The organism is Dickeya sp. ws52 (assembly GCF_007210685.1).
In the GTDB taxonomy this organism is placed as follows: Bacteria; Pseudomonadota; Gammaproteobacteria; order Enterobacterales; family Enterobacteriaceae; genus Dickeya; species Dickeya chrysanthemi.
In genome coordinates this window covers 74,059-93,555 of the sequence record NZ_SZVX01000001.1, presented here as the reverse complement: position 1 = coordinate 93,555, position 19,497 = coordinate 74,059, and the positions used below count along the sequence as shown (strand labels likewise).

Genomic DNA, 19,497 nt, shown 5'->3' with positions numbered 1-19,497 from the left:
CATAATCCGTCCTTAGCGATGGCCATAAGCGCGCGGTTTAGTGAAGTAATCAATCAACGGCACGGTAATGTTGGCCAGCAACACAGCAAAGGCGACGCCATCGGGATAACCGCCGTAGGTCCGAATCGTCCATACCAGTATGCCGATTAACGCACCGAAAATCAGTCGGCCTCTTGGGGTCGTGGAAGCCGTTACCGGGTCGGTGGCAATGAAGAACGCACCCAGCATGGTGGCGCCGGAAAACAGATGCAGCAACGGCGGGGCGCTAACGTCCGGGTGCAGATGCCAACCCGCCAGTGCGCACAAGGACAAGGTGAGCAGAAAGCTAAACGGAATCTGCCAGTGGATTATCCGCAGTAACAGCATAAACAGGCCGCCGGCCAGAAATGCCAGATTAATCCATTGCCAGCCCAGACCGCCCAATACACCACCCAATAACGGCAGATGCAGCAACGTATCGGGTTGATGGCCGCTGCGTAACCCGGTTTTGAAGGCATCCAGCGGTGTGGCCTGGCTGACGCCATCCACACCCTGAATCAGTTGCTGGATAGTCTGACCTGCCGTTCCGTGCCCGGTGAATATTGCCGCCAGCGCATCGTCGAACCCGACCGGAGCGGCCTGTAGCCCGTCCGGCGGCAACCAACTGGTCATCTGTACCGGAAAGGATATCAGCAACACGACATAGCCGATCATGGCCGGGTTGAACGGATTTTGACCCAGCCCACCATACAACTGCTTAGCGATGATAATGGCGAAGGTGGTGCCCAGTACGACCATCCACCAGGGAGTAAACGGCGGCAGGCTGACGGCCAATAGTACCGCCGTCAATAATGCGGAGCTGTCCTGTAGCGTGTCGATGACCGGGCGTTTTCGCAATAGCAATATTGCCGCTTCAGTAAAGAGCGCGGTAACGCTGGCCAGTGCCAGTTGAATCAGGTTGCCGTAACCGAAAAACCAGGCTTGCGCCGCGATACCCGGCACACAGGCGATCAAGACCCAACGCATAATCGCGCGGGTGGACTGGCGGTTATGGGTAAAGGGTGAGGGTGCGATTCTGAAAGCCATTTAATCCTCTTGCGATGCCAGCGATGCGGCGGCTTTACGTGCTTTGACCCGGGCGATAGCGGCGGCCACGGCGGCTTTGCGCGGGTCGATTTGTTCGTTCTGAAGCGCCTCGTGTGATGCGGCGGTAGGGCTGCTTTGCGGCGGCTCGGCCGCTGCCGTCGCTTTCGGTGACGCCGTCACGTTTTCATCGTCGTTATGCTGTGCTGCCTTACGTGCTTTGACCCGGGCGATAGCGGCGGCCACGGCGGCTTTGCGCGGGTCGATTTGTTCGTTCTGAAGCGCCTCGTGTGATGCGGCGGTAGGGCTACTTTGCGGTGGCTCGGCCGCTGCCGTCGCTTCCGGTGACGCCGTCACGTTTTCATCGTCGCTATGCTGTGTTGCTTTACGTGCTTTGACTCGGGCGATCGCGGCGGCAATGGCGGCTTTGCGTGGATCTGCCGCGTCGTTGGACGGTGTTTCGGCAACCGCGGACAACTGCTGAGCTTCGGCCTGTTTGGCCTGAGCGCGGGCAATTGCGGCCGCGACAGCCGCTTTCGGTCCATCATTTTCCGGTGCGTTCAGCGCTTTTTCAGCCTGACGCAAGCGGGCCTGCGCTTTGCGGGCCTCGCGGGCGGCGATTATCGCACTGTTATCCGGCTGCTGGCCGGGTTCAATACGAATATCAAGCTGAATGGCCGCGGTTTGTTTATTCCGCACCCTTTCCAGCGCCGCCATGACCGCATTTTTATCGGTGACGGCGACGCTGGCGGCAGCCTGTTTGTGACGTTGTTCTCGCGCCTGTTTTTCTTTTGCCAACCGCGCCTGGCGGGCATCGAAACGCGCCTTGGCTTCCGCCGCTTTGCGAGATTCCAGATCCAGCGTCTGGATCTCCGCTTTTTCCTGACGGTAATACTGCACCAGTGGAATATTGCTGGGGCACACGTACGCACAAGCGCCGCACTCGATGCAATCAAACAGATGATGTCGACGTGCTTTCTCGTGTTCTTGCCCCCGGCTAAACCAATAGAGTTGTTGCGGCAACAGCCCGGCCGGGCAGGCGTCGGCGCATTTACCGCAACGAATACAGCCTTGTTCTTCTCCCTGCGCCTGAATCTCATCACGCGCGGGAGCCAGAATGCAGTTACTGGTTTTAATGATGGGAACGTCCAGTGCCGGCAGGGTGAAGCCCATCAATGGCCCGCCCATGATCACCATCGGTTGTGTGGTCGTGACGTGATAACCGGCATGACGTAACAGATGACGTACCGGCGTTCCCAGCCGTGCCCAGACGTTGCCCGGCTGGCGTAACGCATCACCGGTGAGGGTGACGACGCGTTCAGTCAGTGGCTCGCCGTCAATAACGGCACGTTTGATGGCGTACGCAGTCCCGACGTTTTGCATGAGTACGCCGATAGCTGATGAATGTTTGCCGAACGGCACCTCTTTGCCGGTCAAAATACGGGTGAGCTGCTTGGCGCCGCCAGACGGATATTTGGTGGGGATGACGCGCATTTGAATGCGCGGATAATCCACCAGCGCCACACGCAGTGCGGCAATGGCTTCCGGTTTATTGTCTTCGATACCCAGCAGAATGCGTTGCGGCTGTAGCAGGTAATCAAGAATATCAATCCCTTGGGCGATTTCCTGGGCGCACTCTTGCATCAGCCTGTCGTCGGCGGTGATATAAGGTTCACACTCGGCGGCGTTGATGATCAGGGTATCGATGCCGCGTAAACCGCCCTGCAGTTTGGCGGCGGTGGGAAAACCGGCGCCGCCCAATCCGGCGATGCCGGCCTGATGCAACTTATCAACTAATTCGGCGGGCGTTGCTTGCCGGTAGTTCACAAGAGGATGGCGTTCGCACCAGCGGTCTTGCCCGTCGGGAATGATGATGACGCTAAGCTCGGTCAGTCCGGAAGGGTGGTTACTCATGTGCTGACGAATAGCCTGCACGGTGCCGGATGTCGGTGCGTGCACCGGCAACATTCTGCCGAAACCTCGCGTCAGCGGCTGCCCGCGCAACACCCGGTCGCCGACGTTGACGCACAAATCGCCTTCCGGCCCGAGGTGCTGCTTAAGCGGGATAATCAAATAGTCAGGTATAGGTGCCTGACGCAGCGGCACCTGACTGGATTGGGTTTTCATTTCCGGGGGATGAATTCCACCTGAAAAATCCCAGATTCTGTCTTTTCTGAAGGCGGCGAACAGCTTAAACATGATTTTCGATCACACGATTTTCCGCCTGGATGACGCGTACCGGAATGGCATCAAGGTTCCATTTCCAGTTGGTGGTCGTCGGGGCTAAAGGTCTTAATTCAATACAATCCGTCGGGCAGGGCGCCACGCACAGGTTGCAGCCGGTGCACAGATCGCGGATGACGGTATGAACGGCGCGGGTGGAGCCGATAATCGCGTCTACCGGGCAGGCCTGAATGCATTTGGTACAACCGATGCAGTTTTCCTCGTCAATCCAGGCGACTTGCGGCTCCGGTTTTTGCGGTGTTCCGGCGTCAAGCGGTTGCGGTTCGATATTCAGGCGTTCCGCCAGCTTGATCATCAGCGGTTCGCCGCCCGGTACGCATTTATTGATTTGCTCGCCATTGAGCGCAATCGCTTCGGCATAAGGCCGGCAGCCGGGGTAGCCGCACTGACCGCATTGGCTCTGCGGCAGCATGGCTTCCAATTGTTCCACGACGGGGTCAGCCTCTACCCTGAAGCGCCGGGAGGCAAACCCCAACACCAGGCCGGAGACTAAGGCCAGAGCGCTGAGCGCTGCAATGGCTATCCAGATGGTGGTCATCACAGTTTCACCAAACCGGTAAAGCCCATAAAGGCCAGCGACATCAGCCCGGCCGTCACCAGTGCGATAGACGACCCCCGGAATGGTGCCGGTACATCAGCCACCGCAAGACGCTCACGCAATGCGGCAAACAACACCAGCACCAGCGAAAAACCGACGGCGGCGCTGAAACCATACAGGGTCGATTGCAGAAAATCGTGCGATTGATTCACGCTCAGCAAGGCTACGCCAAGCACGGCACAGTTGGTGGTGATTAACGGCAGGAAGATACCCAATAAGCGGTAGAGCGCCGGGCTGGTTTTGCGCACCGCCAGTTCAGTGAACTGTACCACGACGGCAAAAACCAGAATGAAGGCCAGCGTACGCAGGTAGAGCAGGTTTAGCGGCAACAGCACATAGGTGTTGACCAGCCAGGAGAATACCGACCCCAGCGTCATCACAAATGTGGTGGCAAACCCCATGCCGATGGCGGCCTCCAGCTTTTTGGACACGCCCATAAACGGGCACAGCCCCAGGAATTTTACCAGTACAAAGTTGTTGACCAGAATCGTGCCAACAAACAGTAAGACATATTCGCTCATTACAGTGCCTACATAATAAAACCGGCGTATTATCGGGCATTGTCCGGCATTCGGCAACTTACCCTCTGTGGGGTTATTAGGCGATTGCGCGCAGAGCGGGTGATATACCCGCCATACTGTACGTTGCCGGTGCGTTGTTTTTTTCCCGGCTCATATGGGCGCCGTCTCTTCAGTGCCGCAGCTAGCGGCGTTCACCACGGCTCCCGGCTGAGTCTGGCCAACGCGTGGCGTTGTTCAACACGCAAGCGTGTTGTCCTGCAACTCGAATTGTTTTGGGTATATTCGGGGTATAGAGCGGTAATCTGAGACGAGCGATAATTTGAGGCGATAAAAGGTAAGCAAATATGAACACGGACATGGCGTAAATCAGTGTGAAACAGAGATGACGGCTGCATGGGCATCTATACTATACCGACATCTATGCTATACCGTCATACTTCACGTCACCGGTGTATTGGGCCCATGTCTTACTTGGCCCATAGATAATTGCGCCTTGCCCTCAAGGGCTGATGCGTTACGTAGTTCAATACACCCGCGTATTGGCCGGATGCTCAAATTAGTGAGGGGAAATATATTGTCAGACCACACTATCATCAGAAAACAAAATGAGCATCAGAAAACAAAGTGAGCATCAGACAACAAAATGCCAGACTGATTTCGGGACTTGCCCAATATCGAACAATTTTCCACCGGCCGCTAATTCAGCGCGACGATGATCGGCTGCACGATACATATTGATAATATCGTGATCGTCAGTCAGAGAATAATTAAGGTGATCAAATAATTTCTCAAGACTTTCTAGTGAATTAACTTTTCTGAATTTTAACAAATACTCGTAAACGCTCATTTGCGCAAATTTATCAATGATGTGATTTTAGAAGATTTAGTATATTCCCCGTGATGATTCTGTCCAGTATTGTATTCAAAAATATATCCGTCGTACGTCAAGTTGTCGGGGTGTCGGCTTTCCCCACTGGTCCTGACTCTTACCAGAGTCAGTAACTGAGAATTCGCGATGTCGATGCCTTCCTGCAACTTGAAGTATGACGGGTATATGACGGGTATATGACGGGTATACCCTGATTACCCGCTAAGTTGGCTGTATTGTGAACAGGTTGGATAATAAAAAGTACATTATATTGAAGGTCGACATATTGAAGGACGACGCGGTATCGATATCGGGTTGATGGTTTAATTGGTGAGGTATTTCACAAACTGTGAGTAAAACGCTGCACGTCTCGCATGGCGGCAGAAAATGGTATGACTGGAAAATGAGAAAGCCGACAGGTGTTTCTTTGTTTTTCTGCCACAATCCTGGCTGGCTGGGCAATGGTAAAAAGGTGTGGATAGCGTCGGTTGCACAGAATGGAATTCCGCTCAGGCGGCGGAAGGGCAAGTGTTTTCGCCCTTTAACGAAGGAAAGGCCGGTAATGACATCCAACCGGTTTTTTCCGTTGGGTTCGGGTCGTGTCGATGACGTGGATAAAAGGGAAAACGTATATGCAAGGTAGAACATATCTTATTGCAGTCAGCATACTCTGTTCTTCGCTGGCGCAGGCGGCATCATCGTCTGACGTCAGTATGGCGCTCTCAGGCATGAAAGCGCAAATTGATAATGGGCTGGTTTCTGTTGCTATCGGCAGTGATGGCAGCATTGGTACGCTGTCAAACGGTAGCCAGAATCTGATCGATAAAGCCAATAGTCAGGTTAATGCGCTCGGCAAAAGCAGTACCGGCTATCTGGATTATTATTCAGGCTCATTTTTGAAGTTTAAACCACAACAGATTTCTGTTATCGAGAACAGTAAAGATATTGTACATGTCGCTTATATCGATAATGAAACCAGCACGCTGAGCCTGGAATATCATTTCATTGTGCGGCGTGGCGTGAGTGGGATTTACAGCTACGCGGTAGCGCGTAATGATACCTCATCTAATCTCACGGTCAGTGAATTACGTGGCGTATACCGGTTTAACCCCTTCCTGCTCGATCATATCTCCAACGGTATTCGCACCACGAAGCCCTATCTTTATTCCCAGCTCAATAACTTTGAAAAAATCCAGGATGAGACCTGGAAATTGCCGGACGGCAGCTATTACTCCAAATACGATTTCGCCGGTTATATGCGTAAAACACCGGTGTGGGGCGTATACGGCAATAATATCGGCGCGTGGATTATTCCAGGCAGTACCGAGTATATGTCCGGTGATGACACCAAACAGGATTTGATGGTGCATCAGGATGGCCTGGCGATCATGTATATGACCGGTTCGCATTTCGGTACACCGGATCTGATAGCGCCTCCGGGCTGGCAGAAACTGTATGGCCCTTGGTTGTTGTATGTGAATGCGGGCTCGGATGACCAGATGTATCGCGATGCGCTGACGCGTAGCCAGCAGGAAATCGCCGACTGGCCTTATAAGTGGGTCAATGACAGCCGCTTCCCGCTGGATCGCGCCAGTGTTTCCGGCAGTATCAATACGACGCAACCACTAAACGTGACGCTATCGTCCTCGTTGAATGAAGCGTCGGATGTACAGACGTTGGGTTATGCCTTTACCACCAATACCGATAATCAGGGTAATTTCCGCTTTGATAAAGTGCGCAAAGGCAAATATACCCTGACGGTTTACGCCAACGGCGGTAACCGACCGGGTGTGCTCTACAGCGACGTAGTGAATATAACCGGCGCCACGCAGATACCGACGATTCAACTGTCTGAGGCCGCTCCGGTGGTCTGGTCTATCGGTAAGAGCGACCGGTTGGCGTCTGAATTCCGTTTTGGCGATCAGTTGCGTAATTATCACTGGCAGAATGATGTACCGGCTAATCTGACGTACACCGTTGGTCAGTCGAGCGCGGCGCAGGACTGGTATTACGCCCAGACCAACCCCGGCAGTTGGAATGTGAACTATGTCGACCGTGCCGACGGCAGCGGCAGGGTGCTGAATGTGGCGTTCGCTGCGGCTAGCAACCGCGGGATGACCAACCCGACGACGCCTTCGTTGTCGGTGTTGGTAAACGGCACCAAAGTAAAAGACATTCAGTATGACAATGACAAGGCGTTATACCGTGGGGCAATGAACAGTGGTAAATATCACTACGAACGAATTTCTATCGATAGTGGTTTGCTGCGCGATGGCAATAACACCATTACCTTCACGCTCAATGGCGGCACTTTCATGTACGATGCCGTGACATTAACGAAATAACGATGTGAACGGCCATGTTTGGGATGCTGAACATGGCCGACAAGATAACAAAGCCGACACGTTGTGTCGGCTTCAGACCGCTGACAAACGCATTAAGTACAGGATGAAGCATCTTTCCGGCGTCAAAAACTGCGCTGAGGTGGGCGACTTCGCCGGGTGAGCGACAGGACGTCGCGAAAGCCCGTGCCGTGTTGGGAACACGTCACGGGCGGCCCGAACCGCGAAGTCGAACGCCGAAGGTAGCGCGTAGCGCCGCAGTTTAGCCACCAGCCAGAGGTCAAGGAGAGGTGGCGCTTGCACCTCTCCTTGTCGTGCGTGCGATGAAATAGCAGAGGAACCACATCGTTTATCCCGCACGAAACTATTCACTGAATAGGCAGACTTCACCATTCACAAGACAACCCGGCTGTTTGTCAACAGCCTCAGCCGACACGTTGTGTCGGCTTTGTCCTTTACCTGCGGGGCGTCGGCGTTATGCCCGGTGTCCGCACAGCTTGTAATACAGATCGTTCCAGCGCAGCCCGTCTTTGAAGGCCGGCAGGGTGGTGTGCTGATCAATGACCGTCAACTCGATGTTGTGCAAGTCGGCGTACAACCGCAGGTAATCGAGATCCAGCGACTGCGTAAACACGGTATGGTGAGCGCCGCCGGCCAGAATCCAGGCTTCGGCGGCGGTTTCCAGCGACGGCTGTGCTTGCCAGAGCGCGCGGGCGACCGGCAGCTTCGGCAACGGATGCGGCTGAGCGACGGCATCGACCTGGTTGACCAGCAAACGGAAACGATCGCCCAGATCGATCATACTGACGTTCAGCGCCGATCCGGCCGGGGCGGAGAAGATCAACCGTACCGGATCCGCTTTGCCGCCGATCCCAAGGTATTGCGCATCCAGCAGCGGTTTGGCCTCGCTGGCGATACTCGGGCACACTTCCAGCATGTGCGCGCCCAATACCAGATTGTTGCCGGGTGCAAAATGATAGGTGTAATCCTCCATAAAGGAGGTGCCGCCGGGCAATCCCTGCGCCATGACTTTCATCACGCGTAACAGCGCGGCGGTTTTCCAGTCGCCTTCGGCGCCAAAGCCGTACCCTTGTTGCATCAGTCGTTGTACCGCGACGCCGGGCAGTTGCTTGAGGCCGTAGAGGTTTTCAAAATTGGTGGTGAAGGCTCTAAAACCGCCCTGATCGAGAAAGCGTTTCAGGCCGATTTCGATGCGCGCCGCATCCAGCAGATTCTGCCGTTTAGGGCCGTGCAGTTTGACCGCATCGCTTAAGGTGTAGGTCGCCTCATATTCTTCAATCAGCGCGTCAATGTCGCCCTGACCGACATCATCCACCACACCGACCAGATCGCCCAGCCCCCAGGCGCTGACGGCGTAACCAAACTGGATTTGCGCACCGACTTTATCGCCTTCAGTGACCGCTACTTCCCGCATATTATCGCCAAAACGCGCCACTTTAAGCTGGCGGCTTTCCTGCAATGCCGCGGCGACCCGCATCCATTTGGCGATGCGTTCATGGGCATTGCGATCCTGCCAGTGACCGACCACCACCTGGTGCGCCTGACGCATACGCGCGCCGATAAAACCGAATTCGCGCCCGCCGTGGGCGGTTTGGTTCAGGTTCATAAAGTCCATATCCATGCTGTCCCACGGGATATCGGCATTGAACTGGGTATGGAACTGCAACAGCGGTTTATTCAGGATGCTCAGGCCGCCAATCCACATTTTGGCCGGTGAGAAGGTATGCAGCCAGGCCAGCAGCCCGATGCAGTTATCCTGATAGTTGGCGTCGCGGCACAACGCGGTAATTTCATCCGGCGTTTTGACCAGCGGTTTGAGTACCAGCCGCACTGGCAGGTTGGCGTCGCGGTTCAGGCCATTCACGACTTTTTCGGCGTTCTCTTTTACCTGACGCAGCGCTTCCGGGCCATACAGATGCTGACTGCCAATCACAAACCAGACTTCGAGCGGCTTAAATTGTTCCATGATGACTCCTGTTTAGGTTCCCAGCGGGATATAAAATGATGTTCGGCAAATACTTAATCGTTTGCCCCAGCGTGAGGGGCGTAAGCAGGTTCCGCCAGCCGACACCATTGCTGATAACGTTCGTAAAGCTGTTGATAACGGGCGACCCGTTGTGGGTCCGGCATCAGGGTGCGTTCGATACCGCAGGCCATATGCCGTTGTGCAGAGGGAATATCCGGATGTGCTCCGGCCGCGACGGCGGCGAAGATGGCCGCACCCAGCGCGCAGCATTGATCCGAGGCGACGATCTGCATCGGGCGATTCATCACGTCGGTGCAGACTTGCATAATGGTGGCGGATTTGCGGGCAATTCCTCCCAGCGCCAGCACGTTTTCCACCGGAATGTGCTGAGATTCAAAGCAAGCCATGATGGCGCGCGCGCCAAACGCGGTGGCGGCGATCAACCCGCCGAACAGCGCCGGGGCATCGGTGCCGAGGTTAAGATCGGTGATCACGCCTTTGAGGCGCTGATTGGCGAACGGCGTACGGCGGCCATTAAACCAGTCGAGCACCACCGGCAGGTGGTCGAGCGACGGGGAAGCGGCCCAGGCTTGCGTCAACTGGGCCAGCAGGCTGGATTGCAGTTGATCGAGTTGCGGCTGCCATTCCGGGTGTTCACTGGCGGCCAGTTGCAGTGGCCAGCCCAGCACACGGCCAAACCAGGCATACATATCGCCGAAGGCGGATTGTCCGGCTTCCAGACCGATGTAACCGGGCACCACGCTGCCATCGACCTGACCACAGATCCCGGCGATCGTCTTGTCGCCGACACGATCCGCGTCGGCTATCAGAATGTCGCAGGTCGAAGTACCGATAACTTTGACCAGCGTATAAGGTTGCGCCCCGGCACCGACCGCGCCCATGTGACAATCAAAGGCGCCGCCGGCGATAACGACATGTTCAGGTAATCCTAAGCGCTGCGCCCATTGCGGCGTCAGCGTGCCGACCGGATGATCGGCGGTCCAGGTTTCGGTAAACAGCGGGTAGTGCAGTTTTTCCGTCAGGCAAGGGTCCAACGCCTGTAAAAAATCTTTTGGCGGCAATCCACCCCAGTCGGGGTGCCACAAGGATTTGTGTCCGGCGCTGCAACGACCACGACGAATGGCATCCGGCGCCGTAGTGCCGGAGAGCAAGGCCGGTACCCAATCGCACAGTTCTATCCAGGAGACCGCCGCCTGACGCACCGCCGGGTCCTGCCGGGTGATATGGAGAATTTTGGCCCAGAACCATTCCGATGAATACACCCCGCCGATGTAACGGGTGTAATCCGGAAACTGGCCGCTGCGGCATAGCTGGTTGATGGCTTCGGCTTCATCAATGGCGGTGTGATCTTTCCATAGCACGAACATGGCGTTGGGGTTATCCGCAAACTCCGGATGTAGCGCCAGCACGTTACCTTGTTCATCTATCGGCGCCGGCGTTGAACCGGTGGAGTCGACGCCAATACCGGTTATCTGCTGGCGTTGTTCGGGAGTCAATCGTGCGACCACGGTACGAATCGCCAGTTCCAGTGATTCGATGTAATCCAACGGATGGTGGCGAAACTGGTTGCTGGCGGGGTGACAATATTGTCCCTGACGCCAGCGCGGATAATAGACCACTTCTGTTTCCAATTCCTGCCCGCTGCGGCAATCCACCGCCAGCGCACGGACAGAATCGCTGCCAAAATCAAGACCGAGAGTAATGGCGCCCGCACTCATCGTTGCTGCTCCTGTTAATCGTAGGGATCACGCTGTTTACGATAGACAGGCCGTACCGGCGCCGTGAGGAGCGGTTAGCTGGAAGTATGTATTTTTCTGTCGCGCGCAGGGGTTTTGTGATGGCGGTCATAAGTTAATGGCAGGTTAAATTTGCTGAATCTATGTACAAACCAGCTGTAGTTTCTGAATGTGATTGTGCTCTCTCTTCGTGGTGGAAATACCCGCTACAAATTACGCGTCTAAAGGAAAACGGAGGATAGAATCAGAATAACCCTTTGTTTTTTCATTGTTCCAGAAAACAACATCTTACTGAGAGCGTTTACACGCGTGATGGCACCTCCGGTTGCCATCGTGTTAAAGATAACAATGAGCGGAGAAGACCATGCATAAATTCACTAAGGTTTTGGCGGCGATTGGGCTGGCTGCGGTTATGTCACAATCGGCTATCGCGGAAAATATGAAGCTGGGCTTTCTGGTCAAACAGCCGGAGGAGCCCTGGTTCCAGACCGAATGGCGGTTTGCCGACAAAGCCGGTAAAGACTTGGGATTTGACGTTATCAAGATAGCCGTACCCGACGGCGAGAAGACCCTCAATGCTATCGACAGCCTGGCGGCCAGCGGCGCCAAAGGATTTGTCATCTGTACCCCCGACCCGAAGCTGGGGTCGGCCATCGTCGCCAAGGCGCGCAGTTATAACCTGAAAGTCATCGCGGTAGACGACCAGTTTGTGAATGCCAAAGGGCAACCGATGGACACCGTCCCGCTGGTGATGATGGCCGCCACCAAGATTGGCGAACGTCAGGGCCAGGAATTATGGAAAGAAATGCAAAAGCGCGGCTGGAAACTTCAGGAAACGGCGGTCATGGCGATCACCGCCAATGAGCTGGACACCGCTCGCCGTCGTACCTCCGGATCGATGGAGGCGCTGAAAGCCGCCGGATTCCCGGAAAAACAGATTTATCAGGTGCCGACCAAATCCAACGATATCCCCGGCGCATTTGATGCCGGCAACTCGCTGCTGGTGCAGCACCCCAACGTGAAAAACTGGCTGGTTGTCGGCATGAACGACAATACCGTGCTGGGCGGCGTGCGGGCGACGGAAGGGCAAGGATTCAAAGCAGCCAACGTGATCGGCATTGGCATCAACGGGGTGGATGCGGTCAGCGAATTGTCTAAAGCGCAGCCAACCGGCTTCTACGGTTCATTGCTGCCGAGCCCCGACGTACACGGCTACAAGAGCATCCAGATGTTGCATGAATGGGTAACCAAAGGGGTAGAACCGCAGAAATTCACTGAAGTGACCGATGTGGTGCTGATTACCCGCGATAACTTTAAAACCGAACTGCAGAAGAAAGGCCTGATGTAATGACCCTGGTCCGCCCGAGAGTGTCGGGCGGGCGGGATACTGGCGCGCCGTCACGCCGACGGCGCGCCCATTGAGGATGCTGAAATGACCGTACAGTCACCTTATTTATCTTTCCGGGGGATCGGCAAGGTTTTTCCCGGCGTCAAAGCCCTGGACGACATCAGTTTTGACTGCCATGCCGGACAAATCCATGCATTGATGGGGGAAAACGGCGCGGGCAAATCCACCTTGCTGAAAATTTTGAGCGGCAATTACACGCCGTCGCAGGGAGACATTCAGATCAAAGGCCAGCCGGTGCGCTTTACCAATACGATGGACGCGCTGAATGCCGGTGTGGCGATCATCTATCAGGAATTGCATCTGGTGCCGGAAATGACGGTAGCGGAAAACATCTATCTGGGACAACTGCCGCACAAGGGCGGGCTGGTAAACCGGTCGCTGCTGCGTTACGAAGCCGGTTTGCAATTACAGCATCTCGGGCTGGATATCGACCCGGACACCCCGCTGAAATATCTGTCTATTGGGCAGTGGCAAATGGTGGAAATCGCCAAGGCGTTGGCGCGTAACGCCAAGATCATCGCCTTTGACGAGCCGACCAGCTCGCTGTCGGCGCGGGAAATCGAACAGCTGTTTCGGGTGATTCGCGAGTTGCGCAGCGAAGGGCGGGTGATTTTGTATGTGTCGCACCGTATGGAGGAAATCTTTGCGCTGAGCGATGCCATCACCGTGTTCAAAGACGGACGCTACGTGAAAACCTTTAGCGACATGCAGCAGGTTGACCACGCTCAGTTGGTTCAGGCGATGGTAGGGCGCAATCTGGGCGATATTTACGGCTATCAGCCACGTCCTCACGGCGAGCCGCGGCTGGAACTGCATGAGGTGAAAGCGGTGGGCGTGAAGTCGCCGATTTCATTATCCGTACGCAGCGGTGAAATCGTCGGCCTGTTTGGGCTGGTGGGCGCCGGACGCAGTGAGCTGATGAAAGCGCTGTTCGGCGCTACAGGGATTACCGGCGGCGAGGTGCGGCTGGACGGTCAGCCATTACATGCCAGAACGCCTGGCGATGCTATCCGCCGCGGCTTGATGCTGTGCCCGGAAGATCGCAAAGCCGACGGCATCATTCCGGTGCATTCGGTGCGGGACAACATCAATATCAGCGCCCGTCGCAAGCATATTAAAAACGGTTTCATCATCAATGACGCCTGGGAAGAGGAAAATGCCGATCATCACATTCAGGCGCTGAATATCAAAACGCCGTCGCCGATGCAGCTGATCATGAACTTGTCCGGCGGTAATCAGCAGAAGGCGATCCTTGGCCGTTGGCTGTCGGAGGACATGAAAGTGATCATGCTGGATGAACCGACCCGCGGCATTGACGTCGGCGCCAAGCATGAAATCTATCACGTGATCTACGAACTGGCCCGTCAGGGCATTGCCGTGCTCTTTGCCTCCAGCGATTTGCCTGAAGTGCTGGGACTGGCGGATCGCATCGTGGTGATGCGCGAAGGTGCCATTTCCGGCGAACTGCTGCACGATGAAGCCAGTGAACAGCATGTCCTGAGTCTGGCGATGTTGAAAACGACTGCTACTGAACCCGCGGTTGCCTGACCGCCAAGGAGTTGATGATGTCTACGGTTAGTTCCCCTTCCCACGCCGGCAAATCTCATGGCTTCAGCCTGTCTCGCATTTGGGATAATTACGGCATGTTGGTGGTGTTTGCCGCCCTGTTTTTGGCTTGTGCGTTGTTCGTGCCGAATTTCGCTACCTTCGTCAACATGAAAGGGCTGGGTCTGGCAATCTCCATGTCGGGCATGGTGGCGTGCGGTATGCTGTTTTGCCTTGCTTCCGGCGATTTTGACCTGTCGGTCGCGTCGGTGATTGCCTGCGCCGGCGTCACCACCGCGGTAGTGATCAACCTCAGTGAAAGTTTGTGGCTGGGCGTCGGCGCCGGGCTGTTGCTGGGGGTGGCGTTCGGTTTGATCAACGGGTTTGTCATCGCGCAACTGAAAATCAACGCGCTGATCACCACACTGGCGACCATGCAGATCGTGCGTGGGCTGGCGTACATCATCTCCGACGGCAAGGCGGTGGGTATCGAAGATGAGCGCTTCTTCACGTTGGGGTACGCCAACTGGCTGGGGTTGCCGGCGCCGATCTGGTTGACCGTCATTTGCATGGTGCTGTTCGGTTTACTGCTCAATAAAACCACCTTTGGGCGCAATACGCTGGCGATTGGCGGCAATGAAGAAGCGGCCCGGCTGGCCGGGGTGCCGGTGGTTCGCACCAAAATCATTATTTTCGGCCTGTCCGGGCTGGTTTCCGCCGCAGCCGGCATCATTCTGGCGTCGCGTATGACCAGTGGCCAGCCGATGACGTCGATCGGCTATGAATTGATTGTGATTTCGGCGTGTGTACTGGGCGGTGTGTCACTGAAAGGCGGTATCGGCAAGATATCCTATGTGGTGGCTGGGGTGTTGATTCTGGGGACGGTGGAAAACGCCATGAATTTGCTGAATATCTCGCCCTTTGCTCAATATGTGGTGCGTGGTTTGATTCTGCTGGCGGCAGTGATTTTTGACCGCTACAAGCAATTGTCGAAGAAAACGGTGTGATAACCGATGAGCGCCGGCCCTGAGCCGGCGCTACCCATAACAGACGAGAATCTCTTTTCAGGAGGCCGCATGTATCACCGTATGGCGCATGAGTCACAGCCCAACCCGTTGCTGCCCGGTTATGCGTTTAACGCCTATCTGGTGGCCGGGCTGACGCCGATTCTGGCAGGTGGGCCGCTGGATTTCTTTATCGACCGTCCGGACGGCATGAAGGGGTACATCATCAACCTGACCATCAAAGGTCAGGGCAAAGTGCTGGATGGCGACGATACGTTTTTCTGCAATCCCGGCGACCTGCTGCTGTTTCCCCCCCGTTCGCGGCACTACTATGGACGCGCTCCCAGCAGCGACTGCTGGTATCACCGCTGGGTCTATTTCCGGCCGCGGGCGTACTGGGCCGACTGGCTGGAATGGCACAGCAAAGGGTGCGACGTCGGGCGGCTGACGCTGTCCAGCACCGGGTTGTTGCAGGAGTTCGATAAACTGTTCGCCAATATTGAACAGACCCATCGTTCCGGCCGGCGTTTTGCCGAAGAGCTGGCGATGAACCTGCTGGAGCGCCTGCTGTTGCGCGCAATGGAGGAAGACCCGCAGAGCCCGCAGCGGATTATGGACCCGCGGGTGATCGAAGCTTGTCAGTTTATTACCGGCAATCTGGCCGGTGAGCTGCGAATTGATGAGGTGGCGCGCCATGTGTGTTTGTCGCCGTCGCGGCTGGCGCATTTGTTTCGCGAGCAGGTAGGGGTGAATATCCTGCGCTGGCGCGAAGATCAACGGGTGATTCGCGCCAAATTGTTGTTGCAGACGACTCAGGAGTCGATCGCCGCCGTCGGGCGGGTGGTGGGCTATGACGATCAACTCTATTTTTCCCGCGTGTTCCGTAAACGGGTCGGCGTGAGCCCCAGCGATTTCCGCCGCCGCAACAGCGAAATCCATCATCCGGCGTTGGATAGATCACTGGATGCCTCTGCCTGGCGGGGAGAGTTGCTTGCATCACATCCGTGGGTGGCGACGTCGTAACGTGTCGGAACCGGCCGTGAGCGCCGAGGGCGTTCACGGCTGCCAGTGAACACGGAACCGTCCGATAATTATCATTTTCCCCAGTGCTATACTAGGCTGTGTTCCGCCGGCGGTATGCCGGTACGGGATGCGGCCTAATTGCAACAGGACTACGGGTCTGATCTTCAGGTCCGCCAATGAGGGGAAATATATGACGGATACCATCCGTGTTGGTCTATTGGGTTATGGCTATGCCAGTAAGACGTTTCATGCGCCGTTAATTGCCGCCACGTCAGGCATGAAGCTGGCGGCCGTGTCCAGCAGTGATGCCGGAAAGGTTCAGGCGGACTGGCCCTCGATGCGGGTCGAGCAGGAGCCGCAGGCATTATTCAATGATCCCGATATTGATTTGATTGTTATTCCCACGCCCAATGACACCCATTTCCCGCTGGCCCGCCAGGCGTTGATGGCGGGTAAGCATGTGGTGGTGGATAAACCGTTCACCGTGACACTGTCACAGGCGCGTGAGTTGCGTCAACAAGCGGAGCACGCGGGTAAGCTGCTTTCCGTATTTCACAATCGGCGCTGGGACAGCGATTTTCTGACGCTGAAACATTTGCTGAAAACCGGGGCGCTGGGCGATGTGGTGTACATGGAGTCGCATTTTGATCGCTATCGGCCGGCAATCCGCCAGCGCTGGCGCGAAGATGGCGGCGAAGGGAGCGGTATTTGGTACGATCTGGCGCCGCATTTGATTGATCAGGTGCTGCAACTGTTTGGTTTGCCGGTAGCGATTCAGGCCGACCTGGCGCAATTGCGCCCCGGAAGTAAAGCCACGGATTATTTCCATGCCACCTTGATTTATCCCCAACGGCGTGTGGTGGTGCATGGCACCATGTTGGCGGCGGCGGAAAGCGCTCGTTATATCATTCATGGTACTCAAGGCAGCTATGTGAAATTCGGCCTCGACCCGCAGGAAGATCAGTTAAAAGCCGGTGAAAAACCCGAAGATCACGACAACTGGGGGCAGGATAACCGCGACGGCGTGCTGACATTGCATCACGATGGCGTACTGGCGGCGCAAACGGTGCCGACGATCCCCGGCCATTATCCCGCTTACTATGCCGGTATTCGGGATGCGTTATTGGGACAAGGCGATAACCCGGTTCCCGTTGAGCAGGCCATCAACGTCATGGAACTGGTTGAACTGGGGCTGACCTCGCATGAACAGAAAAAAGCGATGACGTTGAGAAACAGTTAGCCCGCCAGGTATTCATGATTTGTGACGGAAAACCCATAATGCGAGACAGGTTTCAGCCTTGCATTATGGGTGTTTATTGCTGATAGTGGGGCATTGTTTAAGCAGGCGATCTTAGGATCGCCTGTATTTTTTATGTCTAAGGATGCAAACACGCTATGGCATGGTTACAACGCTTGAAAATTGACAAATTTTTGCTGGTTTTGATTGCGGTCGTTATCACCGCGTCTATTTTCCCGTGTGAGGGCGCAACCAAGGTTTTCTTCGAAAACCTGACCAATGCGGCTATCGCACTGCTGTTTTTCATGCATGGCGCCAAATTATCCCGTGAAGCCATTACCGCCGGGATGGGCCACTGGCGGCTGCATCTGGTGGTGTTTGCCAGTACCTTTATTCTGTTCCCGTTGCTGGGGATCGGCATGGCGTTCCTCTCTCCGCAGATATTAACACCGGGGTTGTACCTCGGTTTCCTGTATTTGTGCGCGCTGCCGGCCACCGTGCAGTCGGCGATTGCGTTTACGTCGATGGCGCGCGGCAACGTCGCGGCGGCTATCTGTAGCGCATCGGCCTCCAGCATTTTGGGGGTATTCCTGTCGCCGGTACTGGTCGGATTGCTAATGCATACCCAGGGAGGGCAAACTGATACGCTACATGCAATCGGTTCGATTATCATGCAGTTGATGGTGCCGTTTGTTATCGGTCATCTGTCTCGTCCGCTGATTGGTGGTTGGGTTGATCGCCATCGTAAACTGATCAATATCACTGACCGGTCATCGATTCTTTTAGTGGTGTATGTGGCGTTTAGTGAGGCGGTGGTACAGGGCATCTGGCACCAGATTAATGGCTGGTCGCTGTTGGCGGTGGTGGTGTGTTCGTTGGTGCTGCTGGGAATTGTGCTGGTTTGCACTACGCTGGCGGCGCGTAAACTGGGATTCAGTACCCCGGATGAAATCACTATCGTGTTCTGTGGATCGAAAAAGAGTCTGGCGAACGGTATACCAATGGCTAATGTGCTGTTTCCTGCGGCGGCCGTCGGTGCAATGGTGTTACCGCTGATGATTTTCCACCAGATTCAGTTGATGGTGTGCGCGACGCTGGCACAGCGGTATGCGAAGCGCACCGCACCGTCGGGCGATTCAGCAGCGGCGACCGAAAAGTAATTGATAAGTCACGTAATTAAGTGGTCATTCCATTGAAAGTAACTATTGAATAGATAGTTACTTTATGGGATAGTCAACAAAGTAAACCTTTATTATAGTGGACGAATGTGAGACGGGGTTGTGCGACTCACAGATACAAGGATATTTCAATTAATCGTTATTTATGAGGGACATACATGTATAAAAAAGTTTTGCTTTCACTGAGTTTGCTCAGTGCTGTCGCGACTTCACAGGCTTATGCCGCCAACACCGAAACCTGTGTCAAGACTGACGAGAAAGCTATCGCCAGTTTGTTTGATCGCTGGAATGCATCGCTGCAGACCGGTGATGCCAAGAAAGTTAACGCCAATTATGCCGCCGATGCAGTATTACTGCCGACGTTGTCTGGAAAAATTCGAACAACAGATGCTGAGCGTATTGATTACTTTGAGCATTTCTTACCGAAAAAACCTGTTGGTAAAATTGATAACCGCGTTATCAAAATCGGTTGTAACGAAGCTTTGGATATCGGTAACTACACCTTTACCTTCGGCGATAAGTCACAGGCTAAAGCGCGTTACACCTATACCTATGGCTACAAAGATGGCAAATGGTTGATTACCAGCCATCACTCGTCTGTACAGCCGCAGGACTGATTATACCGGGATAGCGTACGATAACGCTGTCTGTGTGAAAAAAAGCGGATACCTTAAGGTATCCGCTTTTTTTATCGGCAAACCGTGAACCGATTCGCCGGCCTGA

General features: G+C 55.1%; 15 protein-coding genes. 8 read left to right on the top strand and 7 right to left on the bottom strand.

Annotated features, from left to right (window positions below; translation table 11 throughout):
- Positions 1 to 12 precede the first annotated feature (12 nt).
- The 5 genes from rsxD to ydgT form a co-directional block, all read right to left on the bottom strand.
- On the bottom strand, positions 13 to 1,065 hold the full coding sequence (gene rsxD / locus FDP13_RS00375; RefSeq protein WP_143838150.1) for an electron transport complex subunit RsxD: 1,053 nt from the start codon (positions 1,063 to 1,065) through the stop codon (positions 13 to 15).
- A complete protein-coding gene (rsxC, locus tag FDP13_RS00370; protein WP_143838148.1) occupies positions 1,066 to 3,261 on the bottom strand; it encodes an electron transport complex subunit RsxC in 2,196 nt (731 codons plus the stop codon).
- The gene (gene rsxB, locus FDP13_RS00365) at positions 3,254 to 3,844 is read right to left on the bottom strand and encodes an electron transport complex subunit RsxB (protein ID WP_027712106.1); all 591 of its coding nucleotides are present in this window, start codon (positions 3,842 to 3,844) and stop codon (positions 3,254 to 3,256) included. The genes rsxC and rsxB overlap by 8 nt, the downstream gene beginning before the upstream one ends.
- Entirely contained in the window at positions 3,844 to 4,425 is a 582-nt protein-coding gene (gene rsxA / locus FDP13_RS00360) for an electron transport complex subunit RsxA (protein ID WP_143838146.1), read from the bottom strand. Before rsxA ends, rsxB begins: the two co-directional genes overlap by 1 nt.
- Positions 4,426 to 5,056: 631 nt before the next feature.
- Positions 5,057 to 5,272, bottom strand: coding sequence for a transcription modulator YdgT (gene ydgT / locus FDP13_RS00355; RefSeq protein ID WP_027712104.1), 216 nt, complete (start codon positions 5,270 to 5,272; stop codon positions 5,057 to 5,059).
- Positions 5,273 to 5,925: 653 nt separating this feature from the next.
- Between ydgT and FDP13_RS00350 the strand changes: the two genes are divergently transcribed.
- On the top strand, positions 5,926 to 7,638 hold the full coding sequence (locus FDP13_RS00350) for a polysaccharide lyase family protein (RefSeq protein ID WP_143838144.1): 1,713 nt from the start codon (positions 5,926 to 5,928) through the stop codon (positions 7,636 to 7,638).
- A 472-nt stretch (positions 7,639 to 8,110) separates the two neighbouring features.
- Here FDP13_RS00350 and araA read toward each other — a convergent pair whose 3' ends face one another.
- Positions 8,111 to 9,622, bottom strand: a complete 1,512-nt coding sequence (araA, locus tag FDP13_RS00340; RefSeq protein ID WP_027712102.1) for an L-arabinose isomerase — start codon at positions 9,620 to 9,622, stop codon at positions 8,111 to 8,113.
- Between the two features lie 53 nt (positions 9,623 to 9,675).
- Entirely contained in the window at positions 9,676 to 11,361 is a 1,686-nt protein-coding gene (locus FDP13_RS00335) for a ribulokinase (RefSeq protein WP_143838140.1), read from the bottom strand.
- Between the two features lie 382 nt (positions 11,362 to 11,743).
- On the opposite strand from FDP13_RS00335, the gene FDP13_RS00330 reads away from it, so the two are divergent.
- The 7 genes from FDP13_RS00330 (at position 11,744) to FDP13_RS00300 (ending at position 19,391) form a co-directional block, all read left to right on the top strand.
- On the top strand, positions 11,744 to 12,727 hold the full coding sequence (locus FDP13_RS00330; RefSeq protein ID WP_027712100.1) for an arabinose ABC transporter substrate-binding protein: 984 nt from the start codon (positions 11,744 to 11,746) through the stop codon (positions 12,725 to 12,727).
- A gap of 84 nt (positions 12,728 to 12,811) precedes the next feature.
- The gene (gene araG / locus FDP13_RS00325; protein ID WP_143838138.1) at positions 12,812 to 14,335 is read left to right on the top strand and encodes an L-arabinose ABC transporter ATP-binding protein AraG; all 1,524 of its coding nucleotides are present in this window, start codon (positions 12,812 to 12,814) and stop codon (positions 14,333 to 14,335) included.
- A gap of 14 nt (positions 14,336 to 14,349) precedes the next feature.
- Entirely contained in the window at positions 14,350 to 15,339 is a 990-nt protein-coding gene (gene araH, locus FDP13_RS00320; RefSeq protein WP_370512542.1) for an L-arabinose ABC transporter permease AraH, read from the top strand.
- Positions 15,340 to 15,408: 69 nt separating this feature from the next.
- On the top strand, positions 15,409 to 16,359 hold the full coding sequence (gene araC / locus FDP13_RS00315) for an arabinose operon transcriptional regulator AraC (protein ID WP_027712097.1): 951 nt from the start codon (positions 15,409 to 15,411) through the stop codon (positions 16,357 to 16,359).
- A 190-nt stretch (positions 16,360 to 16,549) separates the two neighbouring features.
- Positions 16,550 to 17,599 carry an oxidoreductase gene (locus tag FDP13_RS00310; protein WP_033575917.1) on the top strand — a complete coding sequence of 350 codons (1,050 nt, stop codon included), beginning with the start codon at positions 16,550 to 16,552 and terminating at the stop codon, positions 17,597 to 17,599.
- Between the two features lie 155 nt (positions 17,600 to 17,754).
- On the top strand, positions 17,755 to 18,756 hold the full coding sequence (locus FDP13_RS00305) for a bile acid:sodium symporter family protein (protein WP_012769853.1): 1,002 nt from the start codon (positions 17,755 to 17,757) through the stop codon (positions 18,754 to 18,756).
- 176 nt (positions 18,757 to 18,932) lie between these two features.
- Positions 18,933 to 19,391, top strand: coding sequence for an SgcJ/EcaC family oxidoreductase (locus FDP13_RS00300; RefSeq protein ID WP_027712094.1), 459 nt, complete (start codon positions 18,933 to 18,935; stop codon positions 19,389 to 19,391).
- The last annotated feature ends 106 nt before the right edge of the window (positions 19,392 to 19,497 follow it).